The following is a 26,670-nucleotide window of genomic DNA, read 5'->3' as shown; positions in this document are numbered from 1 at the left end:
CGCCTCCAGGGTTGCCATTCGAAGAGCGGATACCAGGACGACCGGGCTTGGATGTGGACACGAATCCCCTCGGGATGGGAAGCACTGCCTAAATGAGAATGATTCTCATATGCAGGAGCCCGATTGGCGTTACAAGAAATTTCTTCCCGGCAACACATCGAAACCGGCCGAGGGGCGATCGTCCCAGCACTGCCTTGTATCAGTGAGACGAATGCCACACGCCTGTGGGTGAAAACAGAAAGGCCCGGAGCCGCGCTTGCGGTCCGGGCCCTTGGAATGTCTGGGTTGACGGAAGTGTGACTTCAGGCGGCGTTCGTATTCGATTCCGCCGGCGGAGCCACCACCGGCGCCGCAAGAGCCTCGGGCTGGGGCCGGCGGCGCGGGACGAAGCGGCGCCAGGACAGCGCGTAGCCGGTGTAGACGAGGAACACGGCGCCGAAGGACGCGAGCGCCGCGATGAGCTGGCCCAGCCACCCCAGCGCCTCGCCGGTGTGCAGGAAGCGCAGCCACGTGCGCACCTTCCGGCCGCTGTTGAAGTCCGCGTAGGTCTCCGTCTTCAACGGCTGCGCCGTGAACGGATCCACCGACACCGTGTTGGTGGCGAAGAGCGGCCAGCGCTCCTGCTCGCGGACGGTGAAGGTGCTGGCCTGCGGACCCTTCGGACCGCCGCGTCCTTCGCCACGAGGCCCTCCCTCACCGCGCGGAGCCCCCTCACCTCGCGGCGCACCGTCCGGACGGCCGCCCGGACCGCCCGCGCCCGGAGGCGTGGCCAGCCGGAGGGAGATGGCCTCCCAGGCCTTGGACTGCTTCATCACCGCGTTGAACTGCGCGTCCAGCGGCTGGGGCTGCGTCCCCGGCGCGGGCGTGGGAACAACCACGGGCGCGGAGGCGATGGGCCCCTGCGCCGCGGGCGGCTCGTTGCCAGTGAGGGTGAAGACCAGGTTGGACGCCCACCGGTAGGAGATGACCGCGCCAGACGCCGTCAGCACCACCAGCACCGGCAGCGACCAGAAGCCGATGACGTTGTGCCAGTTGAAGTCGCGCGCCTTGCCCTTGAGCCCGCTGCGGAACCACAGGATGGGCCGCATGGCGCGCAGGTTCCACTTGCGCGGCCACCACAGGAACAGGCCGGAGACGCCCAGGAACAGGAAGGCCAGGTTCGCCACGCCGGTGATGCCCTTGCCCACGGCGCGGTTGTCGCCGGACGCCGCGAGCCAGCGGTGCAGCTCCTCCATCGTGTGGAAGAACGAACGCCACCCCTGCGCGCCCTGCTCACGCACCTCGCCGGTGTACGGGTGGACGTAGACCGCGGCGCCGCGGCCCAGGGCCACCGTCACCATGCTGTCCGCCTCCGAGGACACCGTCACGCCGGAGGGCGGCACGGCGGGCTTCGCCTCCTTCACCTTCGCGATCATCTCCTCCAGCGTCAGGCGCGGCGTCCCCTGCGCGGGAGGCGCCGCGTGGCGCGCATCGCGGTCCGCCCAGTCAACGATCTGCGACTCGAACGCGATCGCCGCGCCCGTGAACGACATCACCCCCACCACGAGCCCCACGATGAGGCCGCACACCAGGTGGATCCAGAAGAGAACCGAGCGGAGCTTGGGATTCATGAATGCTTGTTCGGAGCTGTGAGGGCACTACCTCAGGGCGAACTTCACCGGGATCACGACCTTCACGCGCACGGGCGCGCCGTCGTGCCCCAGGGCCGGCGAGAAGCGCCAGCCCGCCACGGACTCGAGCGCGGCCTCGTCCAGGCCCGGCACCGAACGCTGGATGCGCGGCGAGCCCGGCTCCACCCGTCCGTCCGTGCCGATGACCACCATCACCATCACCACGCCGGTGATTCCGTCCTCCCGGGCGCGGCGCGGATACTCCGGCTTGCCGGACAGCAGCACCGGCAGCTTCATCACCTCGCGCGGCGTGTAGATGGGCGGCGCCGTGCCCTGCCCACCGACCTTGCCGCCCACGATTCCGCCCACCACGCCCCCGACGACGCCTCCCACCGCGCCTTCAGGCACGCCCGGCCCCGCGGGCGCCTGCGACGCGACCGCCGCCACCTCCGTCGCGGGCGGCGTCTCCACCTGCTCCACCGGCGGCTCCTTCACCGGCTCCGGCACCTTCGCGGGCACCACCAGCTCCCGGTGCTTCGGGCGGGGCTTCTGCACCACCGGCTTCACGGGCTCCGCGGCCTGCTTCACCGCGCCACCGCCCAGGGGCGGCGGGGGCGGCGCGTACGCCATCAGCACCAGCTCCGGCTCCGGCTTCTTGACCTCCGGCGGCGGACGGTTCGACACCATCATCAGTCCCACCGCCACCGCCACCACGTGCGCCGCGGTCGCCGTCAGCAGGGCCCCGCTCCAGCGACCCCATCCCGCCTCCGCCGGCGCCGTCGTGGACTGGAACAGTCCCGCCGGGCTCCGCGCCGCATCCACACGGGCGGTCACAGCTTGAGGCAGCGCCGGCGCTGCCCCCAATCCGTCGTCGAAGTTGAGAATGGTTCTCATTTTCTTTCGCTGAAAGGGGATACCCCCTGGCGGGTGGCAACGTCAATGTGGAGGCCAACTGAAATCAGCAGGATGCGTCCGCACGTCGCCTTTTCATCGCCAAGGGCGCGATTTTCCGGGGTGCGTGAAAACCCCGCTGCGTATAAAGCCCTTCCGCCGTCGCACTTTTTGGTTGGCGGCTGACTGTCGCATCCCGTGCGACACGCTTAACCCCCGCACCCATGACGCTGGCCCCTCCCCACACCGGGCGTGAAGCCCCCCGCTTCTCCAGGATGACCCTGGCGGCGGTCGTGTGCGCGGCGGTCATCGCCGGGTTCCTGGGGATGGTGGCGCTCCACGCGGGGCCCTTCCATGGGGTCCGCGAGGAGGTGGCTGCATCCTGGCCCCAGAAGACTTTGCGCGCGTCTTCCAGCCAGAAGCTGGGGTGGGAAGAGGCGGGGCTGCTGCATGGGGCCCATGTGGCCGCGCCGCGGCCGGGCTCGCGCGAACAGGTGGATGGCGGCGGGTCCGGGCTCCGCCTCCCGACGCCCTTCGCTCCCCGGTGGGACACCTTGCGCGCGCTGCTCGCGCGCTATGACGCGGGAGTGCTGGCGCGGGCCGAGGGCCTGCTTGCCCGGGCACTGCCCTCCCGGCTCACGCCGCTGGCGGACCGTCCCCGGACGGTGAACTGCCCGGCGAGAGGCCCACCCCTCCGGGGCTGAGCGGAACCCGTCTTCCATTCACGGGCCCGTGCCCGCCGCGCCCCGGTGTGACCTCCGGACGCCAGGCGTGCAGGCCCTTCCTCCTACCCCACCCTTCGAAGCACGCGGCGCGCCTTCACGCGGCCGCGCGAGGCCTCCTTCCATGTCTTCGTCACCTTCCCCCACCGAGCCCACCCCCACCCCGTCCCAGGGCGGCGCCACCCACGACCAGTGGCAGGGCGCGCGCCTGCTGTGGAGCGGCCTGTTGTGCCTGGTCATCATCGGCGGAGCCATCGCCCTCGAGCGATGCAGCTGAGCCCGCCCTAACTTCCTTTCCTGTGGATCCGGCCCCGCGCGACGCGGGCGGGGCCGGGCAACGCGAGCCCATCACCTCCCCGAGGCGCCCCCCATGCACGACGCCCACGCCTTCCTCCAAGCCCTCGCCACCGTCCTCTGTGTCGCGGCGGTCACCACGGTCCTCTTCCAGCGCCTGCGCCAACCCGTGGTGCTGGGCTACATCCTCGCGGGCTTCATCATCGGTCCTCACGTCCCCATCCCCCTGGTGGCGGACCCGGGCATCGTGCAGACGCTGTCGGAGCTGGGCGTCATCCTGCTGATGTTCTCCCTGGGGCTGGAGTTCAGCCTGCGCAAGCTCTTCCAGGTGGGGCCCACCGCGGGGCTCACCGCCGTCATCCAGTGCAGCGTGATGGTGTGGCTGGGCTTCATCACCGGCCGCGCCTTCGGCTGGACGATGCTGGAGAGCCTGTTCACCGGCTGCTGCATCGCCATCTCCAGCACCACCATCATCGCCAAGGCGTTCGACGAGCAGAACATCCGGGGCGCGCTCCGGGGCATCGTGGTGGGCATCCTCATCGTGGAGGACCTCATCGGCATCCTGCTGATGGCCATGCTCACGGCGGTGTCCAGCGGCACCGGCCTGTCCGCCGGGGACCTGGCGTTCACCGTGGGCCGGCTGGCCGCGTTCCTGGTGGGCCTGGTCGGCATCGGCCTGTTCGTCGTGCCCCGCGCGATGCGCGCCATCACGAAGCTCCAACGGCCGGAGACGACGCTCGTCACCAGCGTGGGCATCTGCTTCGCGGGCGCGCTGCTGGCGCAGTCGTTCGGCTACTCGGTGGCGCTGGGCGCGTTCCTCGCGGGCTCGCTGGTGGCGGAGTCCGGCGAGGGCAAGGAGATCGAGCACCTGGTGCAGCCGGTGCGCGACCTGTTCGGCGCGGTGTTCTTCGTGTCGGTGGGCATGCTCATCGACCCGGCGCTCATCCGCGAGCACTGGCTGGCCATCGCGGTGCTCACCGGCGTGGTCGTCGTGGGGAAGATCCTCAGCGTGTCGCTGGGCGCGTTCTTCACCGGCAACGGCACGCGCACGTCCGTGCAGGCGGGCCTGAGCCTGTCCCAGATTGGCGAGTTCTCCTTCATCATCGCGGGCCTGGGCCTGTCCCTGAAGGCCACGGGCGCGTTCCTCTACCCGGTGGCGGTGGCCGTGTCCGCCATCACCACGCTGACGACGCCGTGGCTCATCCGCGCCTCCGGCCCCATCGCCAACTGGGTGGACCGCAAGCTGCCGGCGCCGCTACAGACGTTCGCCTCGCTCTACGGCAGCTGGGTGGAGAACCTGCGCACGTCGCCGCGGCAGAAGACGGTGGGCGCGCGCGTGCGGCGCATGGCGCTCCTGATGCTGCTGGACGCGGCGTTCATCACCATCATCGTCATCGGCACGTCGGTGCTGCTGCCCCAGGTGACGGAGTTCATCGACGAGCGCATGGGCTGGGGCAAGACCCTGACGCCGTGGATCGTCATCGGCCTGGCCACGGCGCTGGCCCTGCCCTTCTGCGTGGGCATCGTCCGGATGGGACGGCGGCTGGGCGTGGTGCTGGCCGAGGGCGCGCTGCCGGCTGCCGCCAACGGCAAGGTGGACCTGGCGGCGGCGCCTCGCCGGGTGCTGGTGGTGGCGCTCCAGTTGGCCAGCGTCTTCATGGTGGGCGTGCCGGTGCTGGCGGTCACCCAGCCGTTCCTGCCGGGCGTGCCGGGCGCGGTGCTGCTGCTGGTGTCCCTGGGGGTGCTGGGCTTCGCGTTCTGGAAGAGCGCCACGAACCTGCAGGGGCACATGCGCGCGGGCGCGCAGGTCATCGTGGAGGCGCTCGCCGCCCAGTCCCACGCCAAGGGCGACGAGGACGAGCCGTCCCAGGACGTGCTGCACGGCGTGCGTCAGATGCTCCCCGGCATCGGAGAGCCGGAGTCGGTGGCGCTCGGCGAGTCCAGCGCGGCGGTGGGCCGCACCCTGGCGGAGCTCAACCTGCGCGGCATGACGGGGGCCACGGTGCTGGCCATCCGCCGGGGTGACGCGGGCGTCCTCGTGCCCACCGCCCAGGAGGTGCTGCGCGCGGGCGACATCCTGGCGCTCGCGGGCACCCACGAGGCCATCGACGCGGCGAAAGGCGTGCTCTGCTGAAGCGCGGGCCCGGATGCAATGGGGGTTGCGGCCGTCCGTAGCAAGGGCATGCCGCTCCCCTTCCGCGTTCTGGAGGTCTCCGCCATGCGCCGTCCCTTCCTGCCCATGATGCTCCTCGCCTGCTCGCTGGCCCTGCCGGCCCTGGCGGCGGACCCCGCGAAGAAGGCGCCGGCCAAGGCTCCCGCCAAGGCCGTCTGCGTCAACGTCAAGGACGGGAGCAAGGCGGTCCAGGGGACGAACCTGGTCGTCGAGCCCGGGGAGAAGATCCACGACGCGGTGGCGGTGGACGGCGACGTCATCGTGAAGAAGGGCGCGGTGGTGGACAACGACGTGGTGGCCATCCGGGGCCGCGTCATCCTGGAGCCCGGCGCCAAGGTGAAGGGCGACGTGGTGTGCATCGGCGGCGAGGTGCGGGTGCCCGCGGGCGCGCGCGTCGACGGGAGCGCGACGGCGCTCGGCGGCAAGCTCCGTCTGGACAAGAAGGAGGACGTGGGCGGCGAACAGGTCAACCTCTCCCTGGTCTTCAACGGCGATGACCTGGTGAAGGAGTTCGTCGGCAAGGCGCTCGACGAGGATGCCGGCAAGTGCCACATCCTCGACGACGATGATGACGACGACAAGGACGCCTGAGCCGTCCTTCCCCGCGTCAGGCCGCCGCCGTCACGTCCCTTCCGGCGGGGCCTTGCGCGTGGCGCGCCGGCGCGAGCGGGGCGGCAGGTGCACCTCGTCGGCCCGGCGGACGCGCACGCCCAGGAAGCGCTGGAGCTGATCCAGGGCCAGGTCGTGGTCCTTGTCGCTCTCCGCGCAGCAGCAGTCGCTGAGCACGGTGATCTTGTACTCGTACATGTGCGCGTCGTGGGCGCTGAAGAAGACGCACAGGTTGGTGGCGATGCCCGCGAGCAGCAGCTTCTTCGTCCCCAGGTGCTCCAGGAGGGGCACCAGCGACGTGGCGAAGAAGGCCGAGTGCTTGGGCTTGAGGATGAAGTAGTCGTCCGGCTGGGGCTTGAGCGCGTGGGCGACCCGCTGGCCCCGGCTGTCCTTGCGGGTGCAGTGCTTGTAGACGTCCGCGAAGTTGCTGCGCCACAGGTCGAAGTTGTCGTTGACGTAGATGACCGGGACGCCGCCCTTGCGCATCCTCTCGGCGAAGGGGCTCAGGCGCTCGACCATGCGCAGCGCCCACGGCAGGACGTTCTCCCCGCCGGGGAACTCCAGGTCGTTGATGACGTCGATGATGAGCAACGCCGTGTCGTGCCGCCGCTCATGCGGCACGCGCAGCTGCTTCCGGACCGCCTGGCGCGGCTTCGCCACATCCACCTCCCCGTGGCGGAACGCTAATCATCCTCCCATGGGGTTGCGGAGTCCCCCCGCGTGGATGTTCCCCCCGCGACCATTGGCAGGCGCCTATGGGACCTCGTCCTCCTCCGTGCGGGCCTGGATGGTGACCGCGGGGAAATCCTTCGTCGGCGTGAACGTGAAGGACGCGTGGTCGACCTCCGCATCCGCATCCTGCGCCGCGCCCAGCGTCACGAATTGCGGAACGCTCCAGTTCTCGAGCGTAAAGCGAAGCGAGGCGCCATCCACCACGGAGAGGTCGCCATCACCACCCTGCGCCGTCACCTTGACCCAGACGTCCACGGAGGGAGGCATGGCCAGGGAGACCATGACCGTCCTGGTTTCACCCTCCGGGATGACGACGTCCGAGGGTGACACGATCAGGGCCTGGGCTCCGGGCACCGGGGTGATCCGCACGATCCGTCCGTAGTGGGCCAGCACATACAACGCCCCGTCCGGTCCCTCATTCACGTCAACGAAGCCGGCGTAGGACCACATGTTCACGATGATGTCCTCCGCGGCCACGGAGCCATCTGTCGCGAACCGGATCCGGTGAAGATACCCGTGGAAATCCGTGTAGAGGTAGTTGCCGGAGTAGCTCGCGGGGAAGCGCGTGCCCTCATAGAACATGCCTCCCATGACGTACTCGCCCTGGAACCACCGCATGAGCTGTCCGCCGCCGCTCACTGCATCCGGCTCCGGTTGATCCACGGTGAAAGACTGTGGGGAGGGATGCCCGGTGACATGGAAGTCACCGTTGAAGCTGGGATCCACCACGTCCCTGATCATGACCCGCGTTCCCTTGTGGTACCAGGTAGAGTCCAAGTAGCCGTCCTGGAGTGTGAAGGTCGCGACTCCGTTCTGCCGCACAGCGCCTGTCGGCGTGAACGAGTTGAAATCATAGGCAGGGATGTATGAGTACACGGGCGCGAGGTAGCCCGGGGGCCGCGTGTAGTTGTAGTGGGGCCACCCGCCATGGTCGCCCGGACTCACGCTGAAGATCTGAAGGTTTTCCGGACTCGAGGCATTGGCCCAAAGGCGGCCGGTCCCCGGCTGAAAAACCAATCCATAGAGATTGCAGAACCCCTGCGCCCAGATGCTGTCCACGTTGGGGCCCGGCCCATCGTAGAAGGGATTGTCAGTGGGCACGGTGCCATCCGGGCGCACTCGGTGGATCTTTCCCGCTGCGCTCGTCAGATCATCTTCGCTGCGGTAGCCATGGAGATTCCCCACCCCGAAGTACAGCATGCCATCCGGACCGAAAGTCAGGCCACCGCCGTCATAGTCGAGCACTCCCGCCTGGATCCCATCCACGATGACGGTGCGATTGACGCCGATGCCGCCCACGTCGGTGTACCGGAAGATCTGCAGCGTGTAGCCCGGCATTGCCGCGAAGAAATAGACGTAGTGGTTGTTCGCGAAGTCGGGATCAAAGGCCATGCCCAGAAGGCCCTCCTGGTTCCAGCCCTGACTGAATGACTCGGAGATGAACGGAACGGGCTGCAACACCCTGTTCACCACGACATAGACTTTTCCAGACATCGTCGAGACGAACAGGCGGCCAGAGCCATCCGGAGCCCACGCCATCCGGGTGGCATCCCCTATCGAATCAAGGAACAGCCACTCCCCATCGACTTCAAGGTCACGAGCGGTCTCCGTGGGCTGGGAGTGAGCCGGGAAGGCTGTCAGCAATGCCAGGGTCAAACAGAGGGCAATTGTTCGCATGAACTGCAAGCTAGCGCATCCTCATGGCTGCCCATCAGGCTTTTCTTTCCCATAAGCCGCTAGCTACGCGGCTTCACGCCCCAGATGCCTACCTTCCCGTCGTCCATGCCCCAGCTCACGAAGCGTCCGTCGGGAGAGAAGTTCGCGGTACTCCCCTGCTGGTCATCCAGGTCCGAGTAGCCAAAGACATGCTGACCGTCGCGAACGTCAATGATGGCGAACGCGCTCGTGTCAGGGCTGGCCGCCAGCAGTGAGCCTGACGGGTTGAACTCCAGATGCAGCGCGAACGACGCGGGGGCCTTGAGGCTCCGCGCGACGTCCAGTGCGGGCAGTGTCAGGAACAGCAATTCCCCCGAGGACGTCGCGGCGACCAGATGCTCCCCGGACGGAGTGAAGGACACGGCCCAGGTCCGCCGCGCGTTGAAGGCTCGGGTCGCGATGCGCAGTCCAGTCCGCGCGTCCCAGAGGCGGACGAACGCACGGGTGGCGGCGTTCTGCAGGTCCTCGGCGGCCCCCACGGCGGCGAACGCGCCATCGGGAGAGAGCGCACAGCCATGGACCTGCCACGGTTCTTCCTTCCTCCAGACGAGCCAGCGCCGCTCCAGATCCCAGAGCAGCACACGGCCCACGCTCGCCACGAGCAGCAGGCGAGTCCCATCCGGGGACAGGAAAGCGTGGGAGATGGAGCCGCCCGTCTCCACGGTGGACAGCAACTGGCCATCGGAGACGGACCACGTCTGGAGGGTGCCCCGCACCGTCACCGACAACAGCCGCTGAGAGTCGGGCAGGAACCACGCGGCCACGCAGCCGGGGATGGACTTCGCCGCGTACGGCTGATGGGTTTCCGCGTGCAGGTCCCACCATCGCAGCGAGACGCCGCCCTGCTTCTGGACCGACAGCAGGTAGCGCGACGACGCATCCCACGCCAGCCACTGCCACCGCGAGGACGGCGACAGCTCCGGCTCGCCCAGCGTCCGCAACAGGGACAAGTGTCTCGCGGTAGCAGGGTCCAGCGGCGGGGAAGGCGTGAGCATGGTGCGGATCCAGGAAGCACGCTTAGCCGCTCACGCTCGGGGCTTGAAGCGGTTTCGGTCGCGGAGGCCACGATGGCCCGCGCCGCACGCTGCGTCACGATGGGGGACTCGCAGGGGGGCTTGAGCCCGACCGAAGGGGCGGCCTAAGACGCGGGCGCCCTGCCCTGGGCTCCCCTTTCGAGGACCTCATGCTCAAGAAGATCTCCATGGGCGTCGTCGCCGCGCTCGTGCTGTTCGCCGGCTTCGTCGCCACCCGCCCCGACACCTTCACCGTCACGCGCTCCGCCACCGTGCCGGGCTCGCCCGACATCGCGTTCGGCTTGGTCAATGACTTCCACCAGTGGAACCAGTGGTCTCCCTGGGATCAGCTCGACCCGAACATGAAGCGGACGTTTGGCGGCGCGGAGTCAGGTGTCGGCGCCACCTATGGATGGACGGGCAACGACGACGTGGGTGAGGGCCAGATGACGATCCAGGAGGCCTCGGCCAACGAGTCCATCCGCGTCAAGCTGGAGTTCATCAAGCCCTTCGCCTCCACCAGCACCACCCACTTCACGTTCAAACCCGCCAGCGACGGCACCTCCGTCACCTGGACCATGACCGGCGATCACAACTTCATCAGCAAGGCGATGTGCCTGTTCATGGACATGGACAAGATGGTGGGCAAGGACTTCGAGAAGGGCCTCGCCAGCATGAAGACCGCCGCCCAGGCAGAGGCCACGAAGCGCGCCGAGGCGGAAGCCGCTCGCAAGGCCGCCGCGGAAGCCGCCACCGCGCCCGCCGTCGCCGCGCCCACGCCGTAGTCCACGGCCGACACCTCGTGGCCAACAGCCCCTCGCGCCTCCCTGGCCCGAGGGGCTTTCTCATGCCTCACGTCTAACTGGCGGCCCACTTCGCGGCAAAGTCGGGGTAACGACCGCCCACGATGGCGCCCGGCGCGAACACGCGGTCCAGCTCCGCCAGCTCGTCCTGCGTGAACCTCACATCCAACGCCGCCAGATTTTCCGCGATGCGCTCCGGACGGCTGATGCCGGCGAGCGGGATGATGTCGTCGCCGCGCGACAGCACCCAGGCGAGCGCGAGCTGCGCGGACGTGAACCCCTTTCGCACCGCCATCGCATCGAGCGCCTGGGCGGTGGCCATGTTGCGTGCGTAGTTCTCGCCGTGCATCCGGGGCGCCAGGAAATGCGCGCCTTGCGGCGGCTGGCCTTGCGGAAGCGTGCCGGCGAGCATGCCTTCGGCAAGGACCCGATACGCGACGATGCCGATCCCCAGCTCCCGCGCGACCGACAGGATCTCCCGCTCGATGAAGCGCGACGCCAGCGAGTACTCGATCTCGAGCGCGGTGACCGGATGCACGGCGTGGGCACGGCGGATCTGATCGGCTCCGACCTCCGACACGCCGAGATAGCGAACCTTGCCCTCCTGGATCAGGTCCGCGATGGCGCCAATCGTCTCCTCGTAGGGCACCTCGGGATCCGCGCGGCCCGGCTGGTAGAGGTCGATCACATCCACGCCCAAGCGCTTGAGCGAATAGGCAGCGAAGTTCTTGACCGAGTTCGGACGCCCATCCAGGCCGATCATCCGCCCGTTCGGAGCGACCTGCGCGCCGAACTTCACGCTCAGGAAGGCCTCGTCGCGCCTGCCACGAATGGCCCGGCCGACGTTCAACTCGCTCTGACCGCTTCCGTAGAAGTCCGCGGTGTTGAGGAACGTGAATCCAGCATCCAGCGCGGCCTTGAGGGTGCGGATGGCCTGGCGCTCGGCCGCCTCTCCGCTGCGAGCGACGCTGATGCATCCGAAGCCGAGCGTCGAGACAGCGGGGCCATCGCGGCCAAGCCGCCGGTTCGTCATCTGGGACATGGGTTCCTCACGGGGACACGGTTTCAACTTTCAAAATATGTAATCTGTAAGTATCCTTCAGTCAATCTGGTATCCTCGCCCCATGCCTCGCACCGGTTTGTCCGCTGAACAGCTCAAGGAGAAGGCCATCGACGCCACGCTGGTCCGTGTGCGGCGCGACGGACACGACAAGGTCCGCTTGAGCGACGTCGCGCGGGACATCGGGGTCAGCCACGCCGCGCTCTACCCCCACTTCGCCGACAAGGCGGCGCTCTTCGACGCGATGCTCGAGCGCTGGCTGCGTGACTCCACGGAGTCCCTGGCCGCGGTGACGCGACGGTCCGGGGACGCGCAGGCACGCATCGTCGACTGGTTCGTGACCCTCTACAGGATGAAGCGCTCCAGGGCGCTCGATGACCCGGCGCCCTTTCGGGCGTTCGATGTCGCGTCGGCGGTCGAAAAGCCCTTCGCCATCGCGCATGTAAAGGACCTTCTCGGCCAGCTCCAGGAGCTGCTGGCCGAAGCCGGCGTGAAGGACGCGCGCGAGAAGGCGGATCTCCTGTTCCGCGCGACGGCGGCGTTCCACCATCCCACGCTTGTCACGCAGTCTGCCCATGACGATCTGGAACCCCAGCTCCGAGCCATCGTCAGGCTGATGCTTCGCGGAATGACGTCCAAATGAAGAAGGGCGGCCAGCACCCCGGCCGCCCCTCCCCTCACCTCAAGCCCTCACCCTACTTCGTGAACGTGATGGGCCCCGAGGACAGCGTGGTGTTGTTCGCGCCATCCACCGCGCGCACGCGCCACGTGTGCGAGCCCGTGGCCAGCCCGTTCAGCGTCGTCTGCTCCGTGCCCACGCCGTACACCTCGAACTCCCACAGCGAGTAGCCATACGCCGTCGCACGCTGCACACCGCGCATGCGCACGTAGCGGCCCACGCCGGCCACCGTCCAGTCGTCGATGCCACCGTCGCCGGTGTCCACCGTCTTCAGCGCCGTCCAGGTGGTGTTGTCCAGCGACGCCTCCAGGACGTAGCGGCGGCCATAGGCGGCCTCCCAGTTCAGCACGATGCGCTTGAGCGAGTAGACGGCTCCCAGGTCGATGGTGATGGACTCCGTGTCACCCGTCGTCGCCGTGCCCACGCTGGACCAGCGCGTCGTCAGGCTTCCGTCCACCGCATCGTTCGCGCTGCCGAACTCCACGGACGTGGCGTAGGCATTCTTCCCCCGCGCCAGGTTCGTGCCCGCCGGCACCGGCGTGCTGCGCAGGATGGAGGGGCTGCGGTCCGTGCCGTCCACGATGAGGACGTACTCCGCCACGCCCGCGCCCACGTCCGTCGTCTGCTCCCAGATGAAGCGGGTGGACGTGCCCGGCACCGACTGGCCCGCCGACGGCGACAGCGCCTCGAAGGCCGCCGGAGGCGTCGTGTCGTTCAGCGTGAAGGTGAACGTCGCGGACTGCGTCACGCCGTTCGCCCAGTTGAATGCCTTCACGAACCACGTGTGCGTCCCGTTCGCCAGCTTCAGGCCGTCCAGCGCCGCCGACGGCGTCTTGGTGATGGCCACCGGCATCGCGCCACCGTCCAGGAACACCTCGTAGCGCTGGATGCCCGTCTGCGGATCGCTGCTCGCGGACCAGGTGAACGCCGGACGCGTGCCCGTAATCACCAGGTTGTTCGCGGGCGTCAGCAGGTTGAACGCCACCGGCGGGGTCGCGTCCGTCAGGCCAAAGCCCTGGATGCCAGAGCCATACTGATACAGCGGGTTGCCATAGGTGGGCGGCACCGGCTGCCCCGCCGCGATCTTCTGGCGGATGGCCGCGCGCTCCGCGTCCGTCGCGCCCAGGTCGAACGGCAGGTCCCACTTCTCCAACTGGTTGCTCTCCACGTCCGTGCCGATCTGGCTCATGCTCCGCGGCAGCTGCCACGGCGTCTTGCCTCGGGGCAGCACGTCACCGAACAGCACGTCCGCCACCGCGTAGCCGCCCATGTCGCCTGGGCGGTACGCCAGCATCAGCGCGTTGGAGAGGGGCACCACGTTGGTCAGCACGTAGGGCCGCGGGCTGATCACCACCACCGTGGTCGGGATGCCGCGCGACTTGAAGCTGTTGATGACGCCGTACTGGTCGCCCCACTTCGCGTCGTGGGCGGAGCCAATCGGGTCACCCGGCAGGTACGGCTTCTCCTTGTCCCACTCGGTGCCGTGGGTGAAGTAGCTCTCGCCCACCACCACGATGGCCGCGTCCGGCGTCACGCCCGCCGGGGTGTTGTCCTTGTAGACCGTGAGCCCCGCGGCCTCCGCGCGCGCCTTCACCGCCGCGTAGATGGTCGGGTCGCCAAACTCATTGCCATGGAAGTCTGAGCGCCAGGTCACCATGCAGGACATGTCGTCCGCGCGAGGGCCGGCGATGACCAGCTTGCCGCCCGCAGGCAGGCGGATGGGCAGCGCGCCATCGTTCTTGAGCAGCGTCATGGCCTCCTGGGACGCCCGGCGCACCGCTGCCTTGCTGTCCGCGGTGTGCCACTGGGACGTGCCAGCGGGGCCCTGCTTGTAGGGGTCCTCGAAGATGCCCAGGCGGAACTTCAGGTCCAGGATGCGGCGCACGGAGTCGTTGATGCGCGCGATGGGAACTTCGTTCTCGAAGTTGGCCATGGCCTGCGGCGTCGCGCCGCCCATCACGTCCGAGCCCGCCGTGGCGGAGCGCACCCACGACCCCGACGGCAGCCAGTCCGAGCAGATGACGCCCGTGTACTTCAGCTGGTTGCGCAGGTAGTTGAGGATGCCCGGGTTGTCACCCGCGCCGTAGCCCTCCGGCCCCAACAGCCAGCTGCCCGCGTAGCCCGGCATGATGCCGCTGGTGCCCGCCTCGATGGCCGCGTGCCACGGACGCATGTGGTAGTGGATGGTGGTGCCGTCGTAGGTGATGCCCGCCTCACCGCCAGCGCCCTGCCCCGGCCAGTGCTTCGTCGTCACCCAGATGGAGTTCGGGTTCACCTCTGGACCGCCCTGGAGGCCCGCGATGAGCGCGCGAGTGATGCCCGCCGCCAGGTCCGCGTCCTCGCCATTGCCCTCCTGGATGCGCGGATAGAGGACCTTGGTGTTCACCTCCGCCAGCGGCGACAGCGTGCCGCGGCTGCCAATGGCCAGCTGCTCGCGGCGCTGGATGTCCCCCATCTCGTAGATCGTGTCCAGGTCGCGCGAGGCCGCGAGCGCCGGCTGCGTGGGCCAGCTCGTCTTGTAGCCGTGGATGGTGTCCCCCGCGTCGATGTGCGGAATGCCCAGGCGCGTGGCCGCGGACGCCTTCTGGAACATGGGGATGTCCGTGGGCGACAGGGGCCCCATCTGGAAGCCGGCCTCGGGGTACGTCTTGGCGTCGTAGAACATCTGCAGCGCCTTCTCGTGCAACGTCATGCGGCCCAAGAGGTCGTTCACGCGTACGGAGATGGGGTTGTGCCAGTCCTCGTACGGCTCGATGGTCCCATTCTTGTTCAGGTCGCGCATGCCATTGATGAGGTTGACGCCGTCCGACTGCGTCTCCACCACCGGCAGGTACACGCTGAAGTTGCCGATGTCCGAGCGCGACGTGCTCCCGCCCGACAGCGTGGCCACGACGTACCACTTGTACGTCCAGCGATCCGGCAGGTCCTCGGTGAAGGTGAAGGACGTGCCCGTCTGCGACGCCACCTGCGTATACCTGTCCAGCAGGTTGCCCGCGGCCATCCAGTCGTAGTCGTTGCGCGTGAGGTTGACGTAGAGCTTGTAGTTCGACGCCCCCGTCACCGCGGCCCACGACAGCGTGGGGCGGCGGGTGTTGGTGACCATCGCGTTGTTGGCCGGAGCGACCAGCCGGAACGCCCCGGCCACCGGCAGCGGCGCGGGCGCCACGTACGGGTCCGGGATGATGGTGGGGTCACGCGGATCCGTGGGGCCATTGCCCGTGGAGAAGATTTCGACGTTCCAGTCCGCGCCCTGCACCGCCAGCGCCGTGACGGACTGCGCGCGCTGCTGCACGCCGTTCACGTCCACCACCGCCAGGCGGATGTCCGTGTTCGGCTGCGTGGGAGAGAACTGGTTCTTCGACAGCGTCACCGTCGTGTTGGGCGGGAACGTGAGCTGGTAGGTGAAGGGCCCGGGCGGGTTGCGCACGGACGGCGTGGTGTTGCCCTCCTCCGGCACCGGCGTCACCGACAGCGGCGCGGGCGACACGTTGATCTTCGCGTATGCCAGCTCCGGGAAATTCAGCTTGATGGTCTGGTTCGTGGTCTGCGTGGGCGGCGGCGTCGTGCCGCCGTTCTGGTAGACCTCGAAGGACCACAGCGAATAGCCGTAGCCCGTGCCGCGCTCCGTGCCGCGCATGCGGATGTAGCGGTACGTGCCGGAGACGGGGATCTCCCGGCGGCCGATGGCGCCGTTGGTCACCGTGTTGAGCGTGGTCCAATTGGCGTCGTCGTTGGAGCCGTCAATCGTGTACGTCTTGCCGTACGCGCCCTCCCATTCCAGCACCACCTTGCCCACCACCTGCGGCGAGCCCAGGTCCACGCGGATCCACTGCGGATCCACGCCCTGCGCGGAGGCCCAGCGCGTGTTGATGTCGCCGTCGAACGCGAAGCCCGGCTGCAGCCCCGCGGCGTCCGCCTCCACGCTGGACGCCGTGGCCGGACGGTTGCGTGCCAGGTCCGTGTTGGTGGGCGGCGGCGTGCCGCCCGTCTCATAGACGGCGAACTCCCACAGCGAATAGCCATACGCGGGCAGCGCACGGGTGATGCCCTGCATGCGGATGTACCGGCCCGACGTGCCTGACGGCAGTGACAGATCATCCACCGCGCCGTCGCCGGTGTTCACCGTCAGCGCGTCGGTGAAGGTCGTGTTGTTGTTGGAGACCTGGATTTTGTAGACGGTGGCGTACGCCGCCTCCCAGGTGAGCACCACGCGCCCGATGGTGCGCGTCTGGCCCAGATCCACGGTGATCCATTCATTCGCGCTGAAGCCGCTGGCCCAGCGCGTGCCACCGTCGCCGTCCACCGCGTACTGGCCCAGGAATGGACCCTCGGCGGAAGAGGTATAGGTGGTCTTGTTCAGCGCCAGGTTCGTCTGCGCGTGGGCGTCGGACGCACCGAGGAGGGACACCACCATCAGCACCGCCGCGAAGGCTTGTAATGACCAGACACGCGGTGCTTCAGGGAGACAGGGACTGACGCCCCTGCTTGACAATGGCGAGGAGGATTCAGACATTGGGGGACGACTCCTTGGGTAGGAACACCGGGACACCTGCGTTCGCACGCACCGCCAGGACGCGCGGCGGACGCAAGGGACTTCCCTGCTGGGGGACTGCCTCCCTGCCTTGAGAGACACCGCACGCGGGGGCGTGACGGGGCCCTCGAGGCAAGGCTGGGGCGTCCCGGCTGCCTGACGGCGACAGCCGGCCCGCCCTTCCTGGCACTGCGTTCCTGCCTAGTTCGCGGTGAAGTACAGGTTGTCGAGCAGGAGTGACTGACCGGCCGTGCCACCCTCGGCCGCGAAGGTGAACGGCGACGAGACGTCGTTGAGCTTCAGGCCCGCCGCCACGTAGTCCGCGACGGGGATGGCCAGGTGGTGCCACTCACCGTCGTTGGCCCAGCCGTACTTCGAGACAGCCAACTGGAAGCCCTTCTCGTTGGTGCCCGTGCCGTGGGACATGCCCACCTTCACGTTGGCGAAGGCGGCGTCGGACGACTTCATGCTCACGTGGAGCGTCTTCCACGCGTCGAAGTTGTGCGTCTGCTTCCAGTGCACGCCGAAGCCCATCCACGGCTTGCCGTTCTGCACGATGCGGTCCGCGGACTTGCCCTCGACGTGGTCGGGGTCGGACTCCACGTAGACCGTGTTCTCGTAGAGGTAGAAGTTGGAGTCGACGTTGTCGAGGATGATCTCCTGCGAGCGGCCCGTCTCGTAGAAGATGCCCACCATGAGGCGGGCCTGGCCGGCCTCGTAGGGGAACGGCCCGGGCAGCATCTGCGAATCCGGCCCCGTGCCGCCGTCGGGGTCCAGGCCGCCCGGCAGCTCCTGGCCGGAGTAGTCAGCCGGCCCCGGATCCGGACGGCAGGCGGCGAGCAGCAGCAACAAACCCCACATTGGCTTCTTCATGGCTTCACCGCCCGGTCCGCACCACTGGAGGTCTTCACCATCACCCAGCCGCCCGCCACGGTGCCGCCCAGCTCGACGACGCCCTTGTACGCGGGCGTCGCCAGGTCATAGGCCACCGTGCCGGACGCGTCGTACGTCACCGCGTCCGGGAAGTTGTCGAGCACGGACTGGTAGGCCTTCACCGCCATCTCACGCGTCTTCGCCAGGCTGGCCTGATCCGCCCGGCCCCGCTGGTAGATGGCGGCCAGGTTGACGGCCACGTAGTACTGCGCTTCGCCATAGGGCCCGTTCGCGAGCACCGTGGCCCACGCGTAGTAGCCCGCCACCGGGTCCCCGCCGGACTGGATCTGCCACTTCGTCTCCGTGCCCACCCCGCCCAGCGCGAAGGGGTTGTTCGGATCCTCCAGCACGGAGGTGTTCGGGTAGATGCCCATGGCCGGGTCCGTGACCGTGAAGGTCATGCCCTCCAGCTGCTTGCCATAGATGATGGTCGGGTCGTCGTAGCAGCCGGACAGCGCGGCCACGGCGGCGGCCAGCAGGAGACCAGTCCTCATGATGCGTGCTCCCTCAGAGAGAAAGGATGGCATACGCGCCCACCTCGTACTCGCGACCCTTCAGGCCCTCGGTGATGCCCCGGTCGTTGAGGCCCTCCGAGTACTCGTTCAGCATGCGCACCAGGCCCCGCAGGCCGAAGCGCGTGGACACCGCGCCCAGCACCGGCTTCTTCAACCCGTAGGACAGGTCACCGCCCAGTTGCAGCGGGTACGTGAGGTTGAAGACGCGGTGGTAGTCGTACGGCCCCCAGTCGTTGAAGCGCACCTGGGCCGCGAGCAGCAGCGTGTCGTAGAGCGCGGAGCCGTCCAGGCCGAAGCGGTGGACCTGCCGGCTGTCCTCGCCGGAGGACTGCTGGCTGCCCACGTAGGCCGTGCCGTACAGGCGCAGGCGCTGGGTGGGGTTGCCCACCAGGCGCAGGGACGTCTCCCATTCATCGCGGGCCACCGGCGCGCTGCCGAAGGCGATGGTGCTGCCGTCCGCGAGGATGGCGATGCCCGCGTCGCGCGACGTGGGCTGGTGCCGGTAGACGATGTCCAGGCCCGCGGCGAACGGCGCGTCTTCACGCATGTCGCGGTCCCACGACCAGAACCAGGTGCCCGGCGTGGGGTCGAAGGTGATGAGCAGCTCGCCGCCCAGCGTCTCGCGGTTGTCCAACACGCTGAACGCGTCCACCAGCACGCTGCGCGGCCTCACGCCCGAGTAGTACAGCCCGGAGCCCGGGTCGTACGCGTCCTGGATGGTGGGGTTCGGCCCGATGAGCGGCTTCTGATACAGGACGTTGGGTGACACCTGGATGGAGCCGAACTGCAGCGCCGCGCCCAGCTGTCCCGCGTAGTGGTTGCCGCGGCCGCTCTCGCGCAGGCTCCAGCCCGTGATGATGTTGCCCTGCTCCGGACCGCTGTCCGCGACGAGCCCGCGGATGGAGGACTGCACCAGCCAGCGCACCATCCCCATGTCGTAGGTGAGGCGGGCCTTGGCGCCCAGCGTGTCCAGGAACTGCACCTTGTCCTGGAGCACGTCGTAGCCGCTGTTGAGGTAGCTGGGGGCGCCGTCCGGAGCACTGCGCGTATAGGTGAATGTCTCGCCAATGCGCTGCGGCGCGGAGAGCAGGCCACCCACGTCCAGCACCAGCTTGCCGGTGGCGTACTGGAAGTTGAGCGCCGTCCTGCGCGCGATGCGCTCGCGCACCACGGAGGCCGTGGCGGACGACGCGCCCTGCGCCAGGTCCTCCTGGTGCACCAGCGTGATGTTCACCGGGCCCACGTTGTTGCGGTACTTCGCCACCACGGAGGGGTTGGCGCCCCAGTACAGCTCCGGACCGATGGCGATCTTCAGTCCGTCAATTGCCTTCTTGCCGCTGAACACCACGCCGAAGGGCGCGTTGCCGTGGTAGATGTCCAGGTTCGGCCCGTAGTTCGCCTCGCGGTAGAGGTTGAAGAAGTCACCCTCCTCGCCCCAGTGGTAGTGGCCGGTGCGGTAGTAGCCCTCCAGCGCGAAGTCCGAGCGGTCGAACTTGAACTCCGCCTGGTACAGGGCGAAGCGATCCAGCGGGGACTGCTCGCGAGCCGGCGCGCCAGGGCCCACGGGGATCTGGCCCGCGGTGGGCGCGGAGGGCGTGCCGCGGTTCTCGTAGAACAGGTTGTTGAGCCGGTTCTGCGCCACGTTCCCCACGACGTTGAACGACGCGCGGCCGTACACGCCGCTGGCCGGCTGCACCGCCAGGTCGAAGAAGATGGATTCGGTGTGGTCCGCGGCGCTCTGGTTGGGCCGCACCGTCGCGATGCTCCCGCGCGACAGCGAGCTGTCCAGCAAGAGCCGCAGGTTGGACACCCGCACCGCGCTGAGCTCCTCCGCGCGCGACAGCGCCACCGACGACGTGTAGCTGCTGGTGAGCGCGGACGGGCGGATGTTGGCGAAGTAGTCGCGGATGACGTCCGGGTTGGTGGTGGGCGCATATGGATCCAACCGGAACGCGGCCTGGAGGACGTAGTAGGCCGTGCGCGGCTGGATGACGCTGATGCCGTTGGAGTCCGGCGGGCCCAGGGCCGCGATGCCGAACCACTCCTCGTTCATGTTGTTCTGACCGGGGACGAAGTCGGCCATGTAGCCGCCGTTGGGCCACGTCGCGGTGGTGTCGTGGATGGACAGGTTGGACTCCTGTCCGTGCTTCCACCAGCCGTCCACCCACTGGAACACGAAGCCGCCCAGCGCGTTGCCGGACAGGCCCTGGCCGTAGCCCTCCAGGTAGATCTGCTCCCACTGCGTGCGCAGGTACTCCGCCTGCATCACGTGGTCCTCGCGGCCCGCCTTCGCGTCGTAGGCGTCCGCGCCGAACTCGGAGAAGAACACCGGCTTGTCGAGCCTGGCCTTCACCTCCGCGAACAGGTCGCGCGCGGTGGGGCCGCGGTAGACGTTCGTGCCCAGCGCGTCCAGGTCCTGGCAGTGCTTGGCGATGAGGTCGATGTACTGGAGATCGCCGTTGGCGATGGACACGGGGTGGTTCGTGTCGCGCTTCTTCACCGTGCGGGCCGCCTCGCCGTAGAGCGAATAGAGCGACTCCGCGCGCGCGGCGTCCTCGTGGCCCGGCAGGGCTTCGATTTCAAACGACGTCCAGTGCAGGCCGTAGTTGTTCTCGTTGCCCAAGAGCCACATGAGGACGCCGGGAACGTCCCGGTAGACCTCCACCTTCTCGGCGAGCGCGCCGAGGATGGCCTTGCGATGCTCCGGGTTCGAGTAGTCGATGTTGACGACCATGACCCCGTTCACCGGGTGGCCATAGCGTCCCATCAGCGGGTTGAGCATCGTGTAGATGCCGTAGTTCCGGTAGATGTACTCGACCCAGACGGGCGGGATGTCGTCGAACTGGCGGATGGCGTTGATGCCCGCGTCGCGGAGCATCCCCATCTCCTTCGCCAGCACCTGCTTGATGAAGTCCTCCGGCTGCGTCCAGAGCGAGTACCGGTAGTTCTCACCGATGGGCGTGTAGCCCCAGTTCACGCCGTGGATGGGGAAGTCCTTCCCGTCCACCTGGAGCTTGAAGCCGCGCTCGTCGTGGATGATGCGCGTCACCGTCGTGCGCCTCGCGTCCGAGGCCGCGGCGGCCTGAGGTGGCGGCGCCTCGGGAGCCACGGGCGCCGCCGGAGCCTGCTGCTGTCCAGGCGGCGGCTGCCCGGGCACGGGCGCGGCGGAGTCAACGGGGCCGGCCGAGGGCGGCTGCGCCGAGGGCGGTGATTGAAGAGGCGCGCCTGCTCCGGCAACCTGGGCGAAAGCCTGGGTGCCGCCGCACAGCGCCAGACACGTCGTCAGGAAGAGCTTTTTCAAGCGGCCTGCTCCACGTCCAGGCCGTTGTGGGCCACGACGTCGCGATAGAGGTGGGCGCTGTCCTTCGGGATGCGCTGCTGGGTGGCGTAGTCCACCCACACCAGGCCGAAGCGCTTGGTGTACCCGTAGGCCCACTCGAAGTTGTCCAGCAGCGACCACGCGAAGTAGCCGGCAAGGTTCACGCCCTGCGCGATGGCGTCACCGCACGCCTCCAGGTGCCCGCGCAGGTACTCCACGCGCTGCGCGTCGTGCACGCGGCCGTCCGCGCTGGGGGCGGTGGAGTACGCGCAGCCGTTCTCCGTGATGTAGATGGGGCCCGGCTTGTATTCCTTCTCCAGGTGCACCAGCAGGCGCGTGAGGGAGGCCGGACACACCTCCCAGTCCATGTCTGTCTTGTCCGGGCGCACGAACACGGTGCGCGGCGCGTTCTGCTCCTCGGGGATGCGATTGCTGCGCAGGACGGCGCGCGAGTAGAAGTTTACGCCCAGGAAGTCGGTGGGCGTGGCGATGGTCTCCATGTCCCCGGGCTGGATGAAGTCCAGGTGTGGGGACGCGATGCGGCCTGCCTTCACGTGGTCTTCAATCACGTCCCGCGGGTAGCCCCGGCCGTAGAGCGGCTCCAGGAACCAGCGGTTGAAGCCGCCGTCGAAGTCGCGCGTGGCGTCCGCGTCCTCCGGGCTGGGCGACGCGGGCTCGCCCGGTGTGAGGTTGAGGGTGATGCCCACGTCCGCGTGCTTCACGTTGGCGCGCAGCACCTTCACCGCGTGGCCATGCGACACGAGCAGCGTGTGCGCCGCGGCCAGCATCTTGGACCAGTCCTTGTGGCCCGGCGCGTGCTCGCCATTGCCGTAGCCCAGGTAGCTGATGCACCAGGGCTCGTTGTGGGTGATCCACCGCTTCACGCGGTCGCCCAGGGCGCGGCTGATGACGTCCGCGTACTCCACGAAGGCGTCACCGGTGGCGCGCGCGGGCCAGCCGCCCTGGTCCTCCAGCACCTGCGGCAGGTCCCAGTGGTAGAGTGTGACGAAGGGCTCGATGCCCGCGCCCAGCAGCGAGTCCACCAGGCGCGAGTAGAAGTCCACGCCCGGGGTGTTCACCCGGCCGCGGCCCTCCGGGAGGATGCGCGGCCACGCGATGGAGAAGCGATAGGACTTGAGCCCCATCCAGCGCATCAGCTCGATGTCCTCCGGCCAGCGGCGGTAATGCTCACAGGCCACCGAGCCGTCGGACTTGTCTTGGATCTTCCCCGGGGTGGCGGCGAAGCGGTCCCAGATGGACTCGCCGCGGCCATCCACGCGGGTGGCCCCTTCAATCTGAAACGCGGAGGTGGCCACGCCCCAGAGGAAGTCAGGAGGAAACTGACGCATCGGCGGTAACTCCTTTCGGAACTTCAAGGTGGCAGCGGACGAGGTGATTCGCGGCCGGGAGGACGTCGGGAGGGGTGAGCGAGGAACAGCGCGGCTCGGACACCGGGCAGCGCGGAGCGAAGGGACAGCCCACGAGCGGCGGCGCCCCCGTGGCGGGCCTCGCCGGCAGCGCGGCCTGGAGGAAGTCGTCGCCATCCGGCACCGCGGACAGGAGCAGCTTCGTGTACGGATGGTGCGGGTGGCGCAGCACCTCATCCGCCCTGCCCGCCTCCACCACCGTGCCCGCGTAGAGCACGAGGATGCGGTCGGCCAGGTGGCGCGCGCTCGCCAGGTCGTGGGTGATGAAGAGGATGCCGATGCCGCGCTCCTGCGTGAGGCCGCGAAGCAGCTGCAGCACGCCCTTGCGCGTGGACACGTCCAGCATGGACGTGGGCTCGTCCGCGATGATGACCTGCGGCTCCACCGCCAGGGCGCGCGCGACCGCCACGCGCTGGCGCTGGCCACCGGACAGCTCATGCGGGTAGCGCTTCGCGAAGGCCTCCGCGGGCGTCAGGCCCACGGACTCCAGCAGCGACAGGACCCGCGTGCGCAGGCCGGACTTCGGCACGCGGCCGTGGCGCACGAGCGGCCGCTCCAGGTGATACGCCACCGTGTGCACGGGGTTGAGGGACGCGAACGGATCCTGGAACACCATCTGCACGCGGCCGCGGTACTCGAGCGACGCCTGCGCGCTGCCGTCCGCCAGCACATCGCGCCCGGCGAGCCGCAGCTGCCCCGCGTCCGGCATGTCCAGCCGCGCCAACAAGCGCGCCAGCGTGCTCTTGCCGCTGCCAGACTCGCCCACCAGCGCGACGATCTCCCCCGGCTGGAGGGAGAAGGACACGCCCTTGAGGATGGGCTTGCGCTCGCGGGAGAAGAAGCCGCCTGCCAGGTAGCTGCGGGTCAGTCCCTCCGCCTCCAGCAGGGGCGCGCTCATCGGTGACCTCCGGGGACGGCGGCGATGCGCCTGGACGGCCGGGCCACGGACAGCTCCGGCGCCTGCGTCACCGGCTGGGGCACGGGGGCCACGTCCTTCGCGGACAGGTGCGGGAACGAGGACAGCAAGAGCTGCGTGTACGGGTGGCGGGCCCCGGCGCGCAGGTTCGCCGAGGTGTCCACCTCCACCAGCCTTCCGCCCTGGAGCACGCCCACGCGGTCCGACAGCGCGAGCAGCAGCGGCAGGTCATGCGTGATGAAGAGCATGGCGAAGCCCAGCCGCTGCTTGAGCTCCACCATGCGCTGGAGCAGCTCCTTCTGGACCACGACGTCCAGCGCCGTGGTGGGCTCGTCCATGATGATCAGCCGGGGCTCCAGGGCGAGCGCCAGCGCGATGCCCACGCGCTGCCGCATGCCGCCGGAGAGCTGGTGCGGCCACGCCGTCACCAGGTCCGGCGACAGGCCCACCATGCCCAGCAGCTCCCGCGCGCGGGCATAGGACGAGGCACGCGATACGCTTCCATGCGCCGCGAGCGTGTCGTGGAACTGCTCGCCCAGCGTGAGCACCGGGTTGAGCGCGCTCATGGCGCTCTGGAACACCATGGACACCTGGCGCCAGCGGAACGCGCGCTGGGCCTGCCCCTCCAGCGCGGTGACGTCCATGCCGTTGAAGAGGATGCGCCCCTGCGTGACACGGGCGGAGGAAGGCAGCAGCCCCAGCAGCGCGGAGCCGATGGTGGACTTGCCGCTGCCGGACTCGCCCGCGAGGCCGAACACCTCGCCGGGCGCCACGTCGAACGACACCGAGTCCACCACGCGCGAGGCGCCCTTCTCCGTCGCGTAGTCGATGCACAGGTCCTGCACGCGCAGGAGCACGCCCGGCACCGGCTTCTCCAGCTGCGCGCGCGGAGCGGTGCTCACGGGCAGCGCCGCGGGCTTGTGGACGCGCAGCGCGGGGTTGGTCATCTCGTCGATGGCGGAGCTGAGCAGCGTGAGCGCGAAGCCCACGAGCGCGATGCACAGGCCCGTGGGGACGAAGATCCACCAGGAGCGGGTGAGCAGCGCCGCGTCGTTGCCAGCCCAGTAGAGGTTGGTGCCCCACGTCACCACGCTCACGTCGCCCAGGCCCAGAAACTCCAGGCCCACCTGCGCGCCCACGGCGTAGAGCGTGTTGCCGATGAACGACGAGCCCACCAGCGACGCCATGTTCGGCAGCAGCTCGCGCGACACGATGCGCGAGTGGCTCTCTCCCGTCACCACCGCCGCGGACACGAAGTCGCGCCCGCGCAGCGCCAGCGACTCCGCTCGGAACACGCGCGCGTTCCAGGCCCAGCCCGCCACGGTCAGCACCGCCACCATGCGCAGCGGCCCGGAGGGCAGGTACGCGCCCAGCACGATGGCCAGCGGCATGCCGGGGATCACCAGGAACACGTTGGTGGTGAGCGACAGCACGTCGTCCACGCGGCGGCCCAGGTAGCCCGCGGTGACGCCCACCAACGCGCCCATCAGCGTCACGAGCGCGCCCACCGCGAAGCCCACCGCCAGAGTCTGGCGCGAGCCCACCACCGTCTGCGCGAGCACGTCCTGCCCCTGGCCCGTGGTGCCGAACCAGTGCGCCGCGCTGGGCGGCTGGTGCGGCCGGCCCACGAGCTCCGTGGGATCCATCACGAAGAACGGCCCCACCACCGCGAGCAGGAGGAAGAACAGGAGCAGACCGCCCCCTACCCCCGCCTTCCGGTGGCGGGAGAGCCTTCGCAGGAAGTCACGCATGGGCGCGGGTCCTCGGGTCCAGCCAGAGGCAGAGGAGGTCCACGGCGAAGTTCGCCGCGAGCACCGCCAGGGTGATGACCAGGAACAGGCCCTGCATCAGCGGGTAGTCCTGGTTGCGCACGGCGAGGATGAGCAGGTAGCCCGTGCCCGGATAGGAGAAGACGATCTCCGTGAGCAGCGAACCGGACAGCACGAAGCCCACCGCCATGCCGAAGCTGGTGACGTTGGGCAGAAGCGCGTTGCGGGCCGCGTAGCGCAGCATCACCTGCCGGGGCGGCAGGCCGCGCGCGTGCGCCAGGCGGATGGAGTCCGTCCCCAGCGTGGCCACCATCGTGTTGCGCATGCCGAGCATCCACCCGCCCAGCGTGGCCACCACGATGGAGGACGCGGGCAGCACCGCGTGGCGGGCCACGTCCGCGGCGAACGCGAACGAAAGCCCAGGCTCCATGTCGTGCCCGTACGCGTGGCGCAGCGGGAACCACCCCAGCACGAAACCGAAGAGGTACAGCGCCAGCATGGCCAGCCAGAAGTAGGGGAAGGCCCCCAGGAACGCGAGCGCGGGCGCCAGCGCCGAGTCCAGCCACCCGCCCCGGTTCCACGCGGCGAGCACGCCCAGGAAGGACCCCACCACGAAGCTGATGATCACCGCCACGCCAGCCAGCCCCACCGTCCACATCAGGCCCGTGCCGATGACTTCGGAGACGCGCGAAGGGAAGTACGCGTAGGACATGCCCAGGTCGCCCTGCACCAGGTGCTTCAGGTAGGTGAAGTACTGGGCATAGAGCGGCGCGTCCGTGAAGCCGAAGGCGGCCTTCAGCGCGCCCATGGCCTCCGGCGCGACCTTGCCCTCGAAGCGCGCGAACATGGCCGCGGCCGGATCGCCGGGAGCCAGCCGCGGAATCACGAAGTTGAGCGTGAGCGAGGCCCACGCGGCGATGAGGTAGAAGCCCAGTCGCCGGAGGATGTAGCGGCCCAT

Annotated in this window: 20 protein-coding genes; 6 read left to right on the top strand and 14 right to left on the bottom strand. The window is 68.8% G+C overall.

Annotated features, from left to right (window positions below; translation table 11 throughout):
• Nucleotides 1–302 precede the first annotated feature (302 nt).
• Nucleotides 303–1,610, bottom strand: coding sequence for a PepSY domain-containing protein (locus tag KYK13_RS20030; protein ID WP_223631627.1), 1,308 nt, complete (start codon nt 1,608–1,610; stop codon nt 303–305).
• A gap of 27 nt (nt 1,611–1,637) precedes the next feature.
• Entirely contained in the window at nt 1,638–2,504 is an 867-nt protein-coding gene (locus KYK13_RS20025; protein WP_223631626.1) for a TonB family protein, read from the bottom strand.
• Between the two features lie 221 nt (nt 2,505–2,725).
• Here KYK13_RS20025 and KYK13_RS20020 point away from each other — a divergent pair, with 221 nt between their 5' ends.
• The 4 genes from KYK13_RS20020 (at nt 2,726) to KYK13_RS20005 (ending at nt 6,281) form a co-directional block, all read left to right on the top strand.
• Nucleotides 2,726–3,205 carry a hypothetical protein gene (locus tag KYK13_RS20020; RefSeq protein WP_223631625.1) on the top strand — a complete coding sequence of 160 codons (480 nt, stop codon included), beginning with the start codon at nt 2,726–2,728 and terminating at the stop codon, nt 3,203–3,205.
• Between the two features lie 142 nt (nt 3,206–3,347).
• On the top strand, nt 3,348–3,500 hold the full coding sequence (locus tag KYK13_RS20015; protein WP_223631624.1) for a hypothetical protein: 153 nt from the start codon (nt 3,348–3,350) through the stop codon (nt 3,498–3,500).
• A gap of 93 nt (nt 3,501–3,593) precedes the next feature.
• Complete coding sequence (locus KYK13_RS20010; protein WP_223631623.1) at nt 3,594–5,651, top strand: cation:proton antiporter; 2,058 nt, start codon at nt 3,594–3,596, stop codon at nt 5,649–5,651.
• A gap of 84 nt (nt 5,652–5,735) precedes the next feature.
• Nucleotides 5,736–6,281 carry a polymer-forming cytoskeletal protein gene (locus KYK13_RS20005; RefSeq protein ID WP_223631622.1) on the top strand — a complete coding sequence of 182 codons (546 nt, stop codon included), beginning with the start codon at nt 5,736–5,738 and terminating at the stop codon, nt 6,279–6,281.
• A 30-nt stretch (nt 6,282–6,311) separates the two neighbouring features.
• Here KYK13_RS20005 and KYK13_RS20000 read toward each other — a convergent pair whose 3' ends face one another.
• The 3 genes from KYK13_RS20000 to KYK13_RS19990 form a co-directional block, all read right to left on the bottom strand.
• Nucleotides 6,312–6,959: a cysteine hydrolase family protein gene (locus KYK13_RS20000; RefSeq protein ID WP_223631621.1), complete on the bottom strand. Its 648-nt coding sequence runs from the start codon at nt 6,957–6,959 to the stop codon at nt 6,312–6,314.
• Nucleotides 6,960–7,052: 93 nt separating this feature from the next.
• Entirely contained in the window at nt 7,053–8,708 is a 1,656-nt protein-coding gene (locus KYK13_RS19995; protein ID WP_223646674.1) for a PQQ-dependent sugar dehydrogenase, read from the bottom strand.
• A gap of 59 nt (nt 8,709–8,767) precedes the next feature.
• The gene (locus KYK13_RS19990; protein ID WP_223631620.1) at nt 8,768–9,742 is read right to left on the bottom strand and encodes a WD40 repeat domain-containing protein; all 975 of its coding nucleotides are present in this window, start codon (nt 9,740–9,742) and stop codon (nt 8,768–8,770) included.
• A 188-nt stretch (nt 9,743–9,930) separates the two neighbouring features.
• Here KYK13_RS19990 and KYK13_RS19985 point away from each other — a divergent pair, with 188 nt between their 5' ends.
• Complete coding sequence (locus KYK13_RS19985) at nt 9,931–10,545, top strand: SRPBCC family protein (protein WP_223631619.1); 615 nt, start codon at nt 9,931–9,933, stop codon at nt 10,543–10,545.
• A gap of 73 nt (nt 10,546–10,618) precedes the next feature.
• Here the strand turns inward: KYK13_RS19985 and KYK13_RS19980 are convergent, their stop codons facing one another.
• A complete protein-coding gene (locus KYK13_RS19980; RefSeq protein WP_223631618.1) occupies nt 10,619–11,605 on the bottom strand; it encodes an aldo/keto reductase in 987 nt (328 codons plus the stop codon).
• Nucleotides 11,606–11,687: 82 nt separating this feature from the next.
• Here KYK13_RS19980 and KYK13_RS19975 point away from each other — a divergent pair, with 82 nt between their 5' ends.
• Nucleotides 11,688–12,266, top strand: a complete 579-nt coding sequence (locus KYK13_RS19975; protein ID WP_223631617.1) for a TetR/AcrR family transcriptional regulator — start codon at nt 11,688–11,690, stop codon at nt 12,264–12,266.
• A 52-nt stretch (nt 12,267–12,318) separates the two neighbouring features.
• On the opposite strand, the gene KYK13_RS19970 is transcribed toward KYK13_RS19975, so the two are convergent.
• The 8 genes from KYK13_RS19970 to KYK13_RS19935 all read right to left on the bottom strand — a co-directional run bounded on the left by KYK13_RS19970 (nt 12,319) and on the right by KYK13_RS19935 (nt 26,670).
• The gene (locus KYK13_RS19970; protein WP_223631616.1) at nt 12,319–16,716 is read right to left on the bottom strand and encodes a discoidin domain-containing protein; all 4,398 of its coding nucleotides are present in this window, start codon (nt 16,714–16,716) and stop codon (nt 12,319–12,321) included.
• 318 nt (nt 16,717–17,034) lie between these two features.
• Nucleotides 17,035–17,706: a hypothetical protein gene (locus KYK13_RS19965; protein WP_223631615.1), complete on the bottom strand. Its 672-nt coding sequence runs from the start codon at nt 17,704–17,706 to the stop codon at nt 17,035–17,037.
• Nucleotides 17,703–18,260, bottom strand: coding sequence for a hypothetical protein (locus KYK13_RS19960; protein ID WP_223631614.1), 558 nt, complete (start codon nt 18,258–18,260; stop codon nt 17,703–17,705). The genes KYK13_RS19965 and KYK13_RS19960 overlap by 4 nt, the downstream gene beginning before the upstream one ends.
• 13 nt (nt 18,261–18,273) lie before the next feature.
• A complete protein-coding gene (locus tag KYK13_RS19955) occupies nt 18,274–21,582 on the bottom strand; it encodes a glycoside hydrolase family 2 TIM barrel-domain containing protein (RefSeq protein ID WP_223631613.1) in 3,309 nt (1,102 codons plus the stop codon).
• The gene (locus KYK13_RS19950; protein ID WP_223631612.1) at nt 21,579–22,949 is read right to left on the bottom strand and encodes a GH1 family beta-glucosidase; all 1,371 of its coding nucleotides are present in this window, start codon (nt 22,947–22,949) and stop codon (nt 21,579–21,581) included. The genes KYK13_RS19955 and KYK13_RS19950 overlap by 4 nt, the downstream gene beginning before the upstream one ends.
• Nucleotides 22,930–23,925 (bottom strand): ABC transporter ATP-binding protein, encoded by a 996-nt coding sequence (locus KYK13_RS19945; RefSeq protein ID WP_223631611.1) that lies wholly within the window; start codon nt 23,923–23,925, stop codon nt 22,930–22,932. The genes KYK13_RS19950 and KYK13_RS19945 overlap by 20 nt, the downstream gene beginning before the upstream one ends.
• On the bottom strand, nt 23,922–25,694 hold the full coding sequence (locus KYK13_RS19940; protein WP_223631610.1) for a dipeptide/oligopeptide/nickel ABC transporter permease/ATP-binding protein: 1,773 nt from the start codon (nt 25,692–25,694) through the stop codon (nt 23,922–23,924). The genes KYK13_RS19945 and KYK13_RS19940 overlap by 4 nt, the downstream gene beginning before the upstream one ends.
• Nucleotides 25,687–26,670 (bottom strand): ABC transporter permease, encoded by a 984-nt coding sequence (locus KYK13_RS19935; protein WP_223631609.1) that lies wholly within the window; start codon nt 26,668–26,670, stop codon nt 25,687–25,689. Before KYK13_RS19935 ends, KYK13_RS19940 begins: the two co-directional genes overlap by 8 nt.

It is taken from the genome of Corallococcus sp. EGB, assembly GCF_019968905.1.
Classification (GTDB): Bacteria; Myxococcota; Myxococcia; order Myxococcales; family Myxococcaceae; genus Corallococcus.
This window is presented reverse-complemented; position numbering and strand designations above follow the sequence as displayed.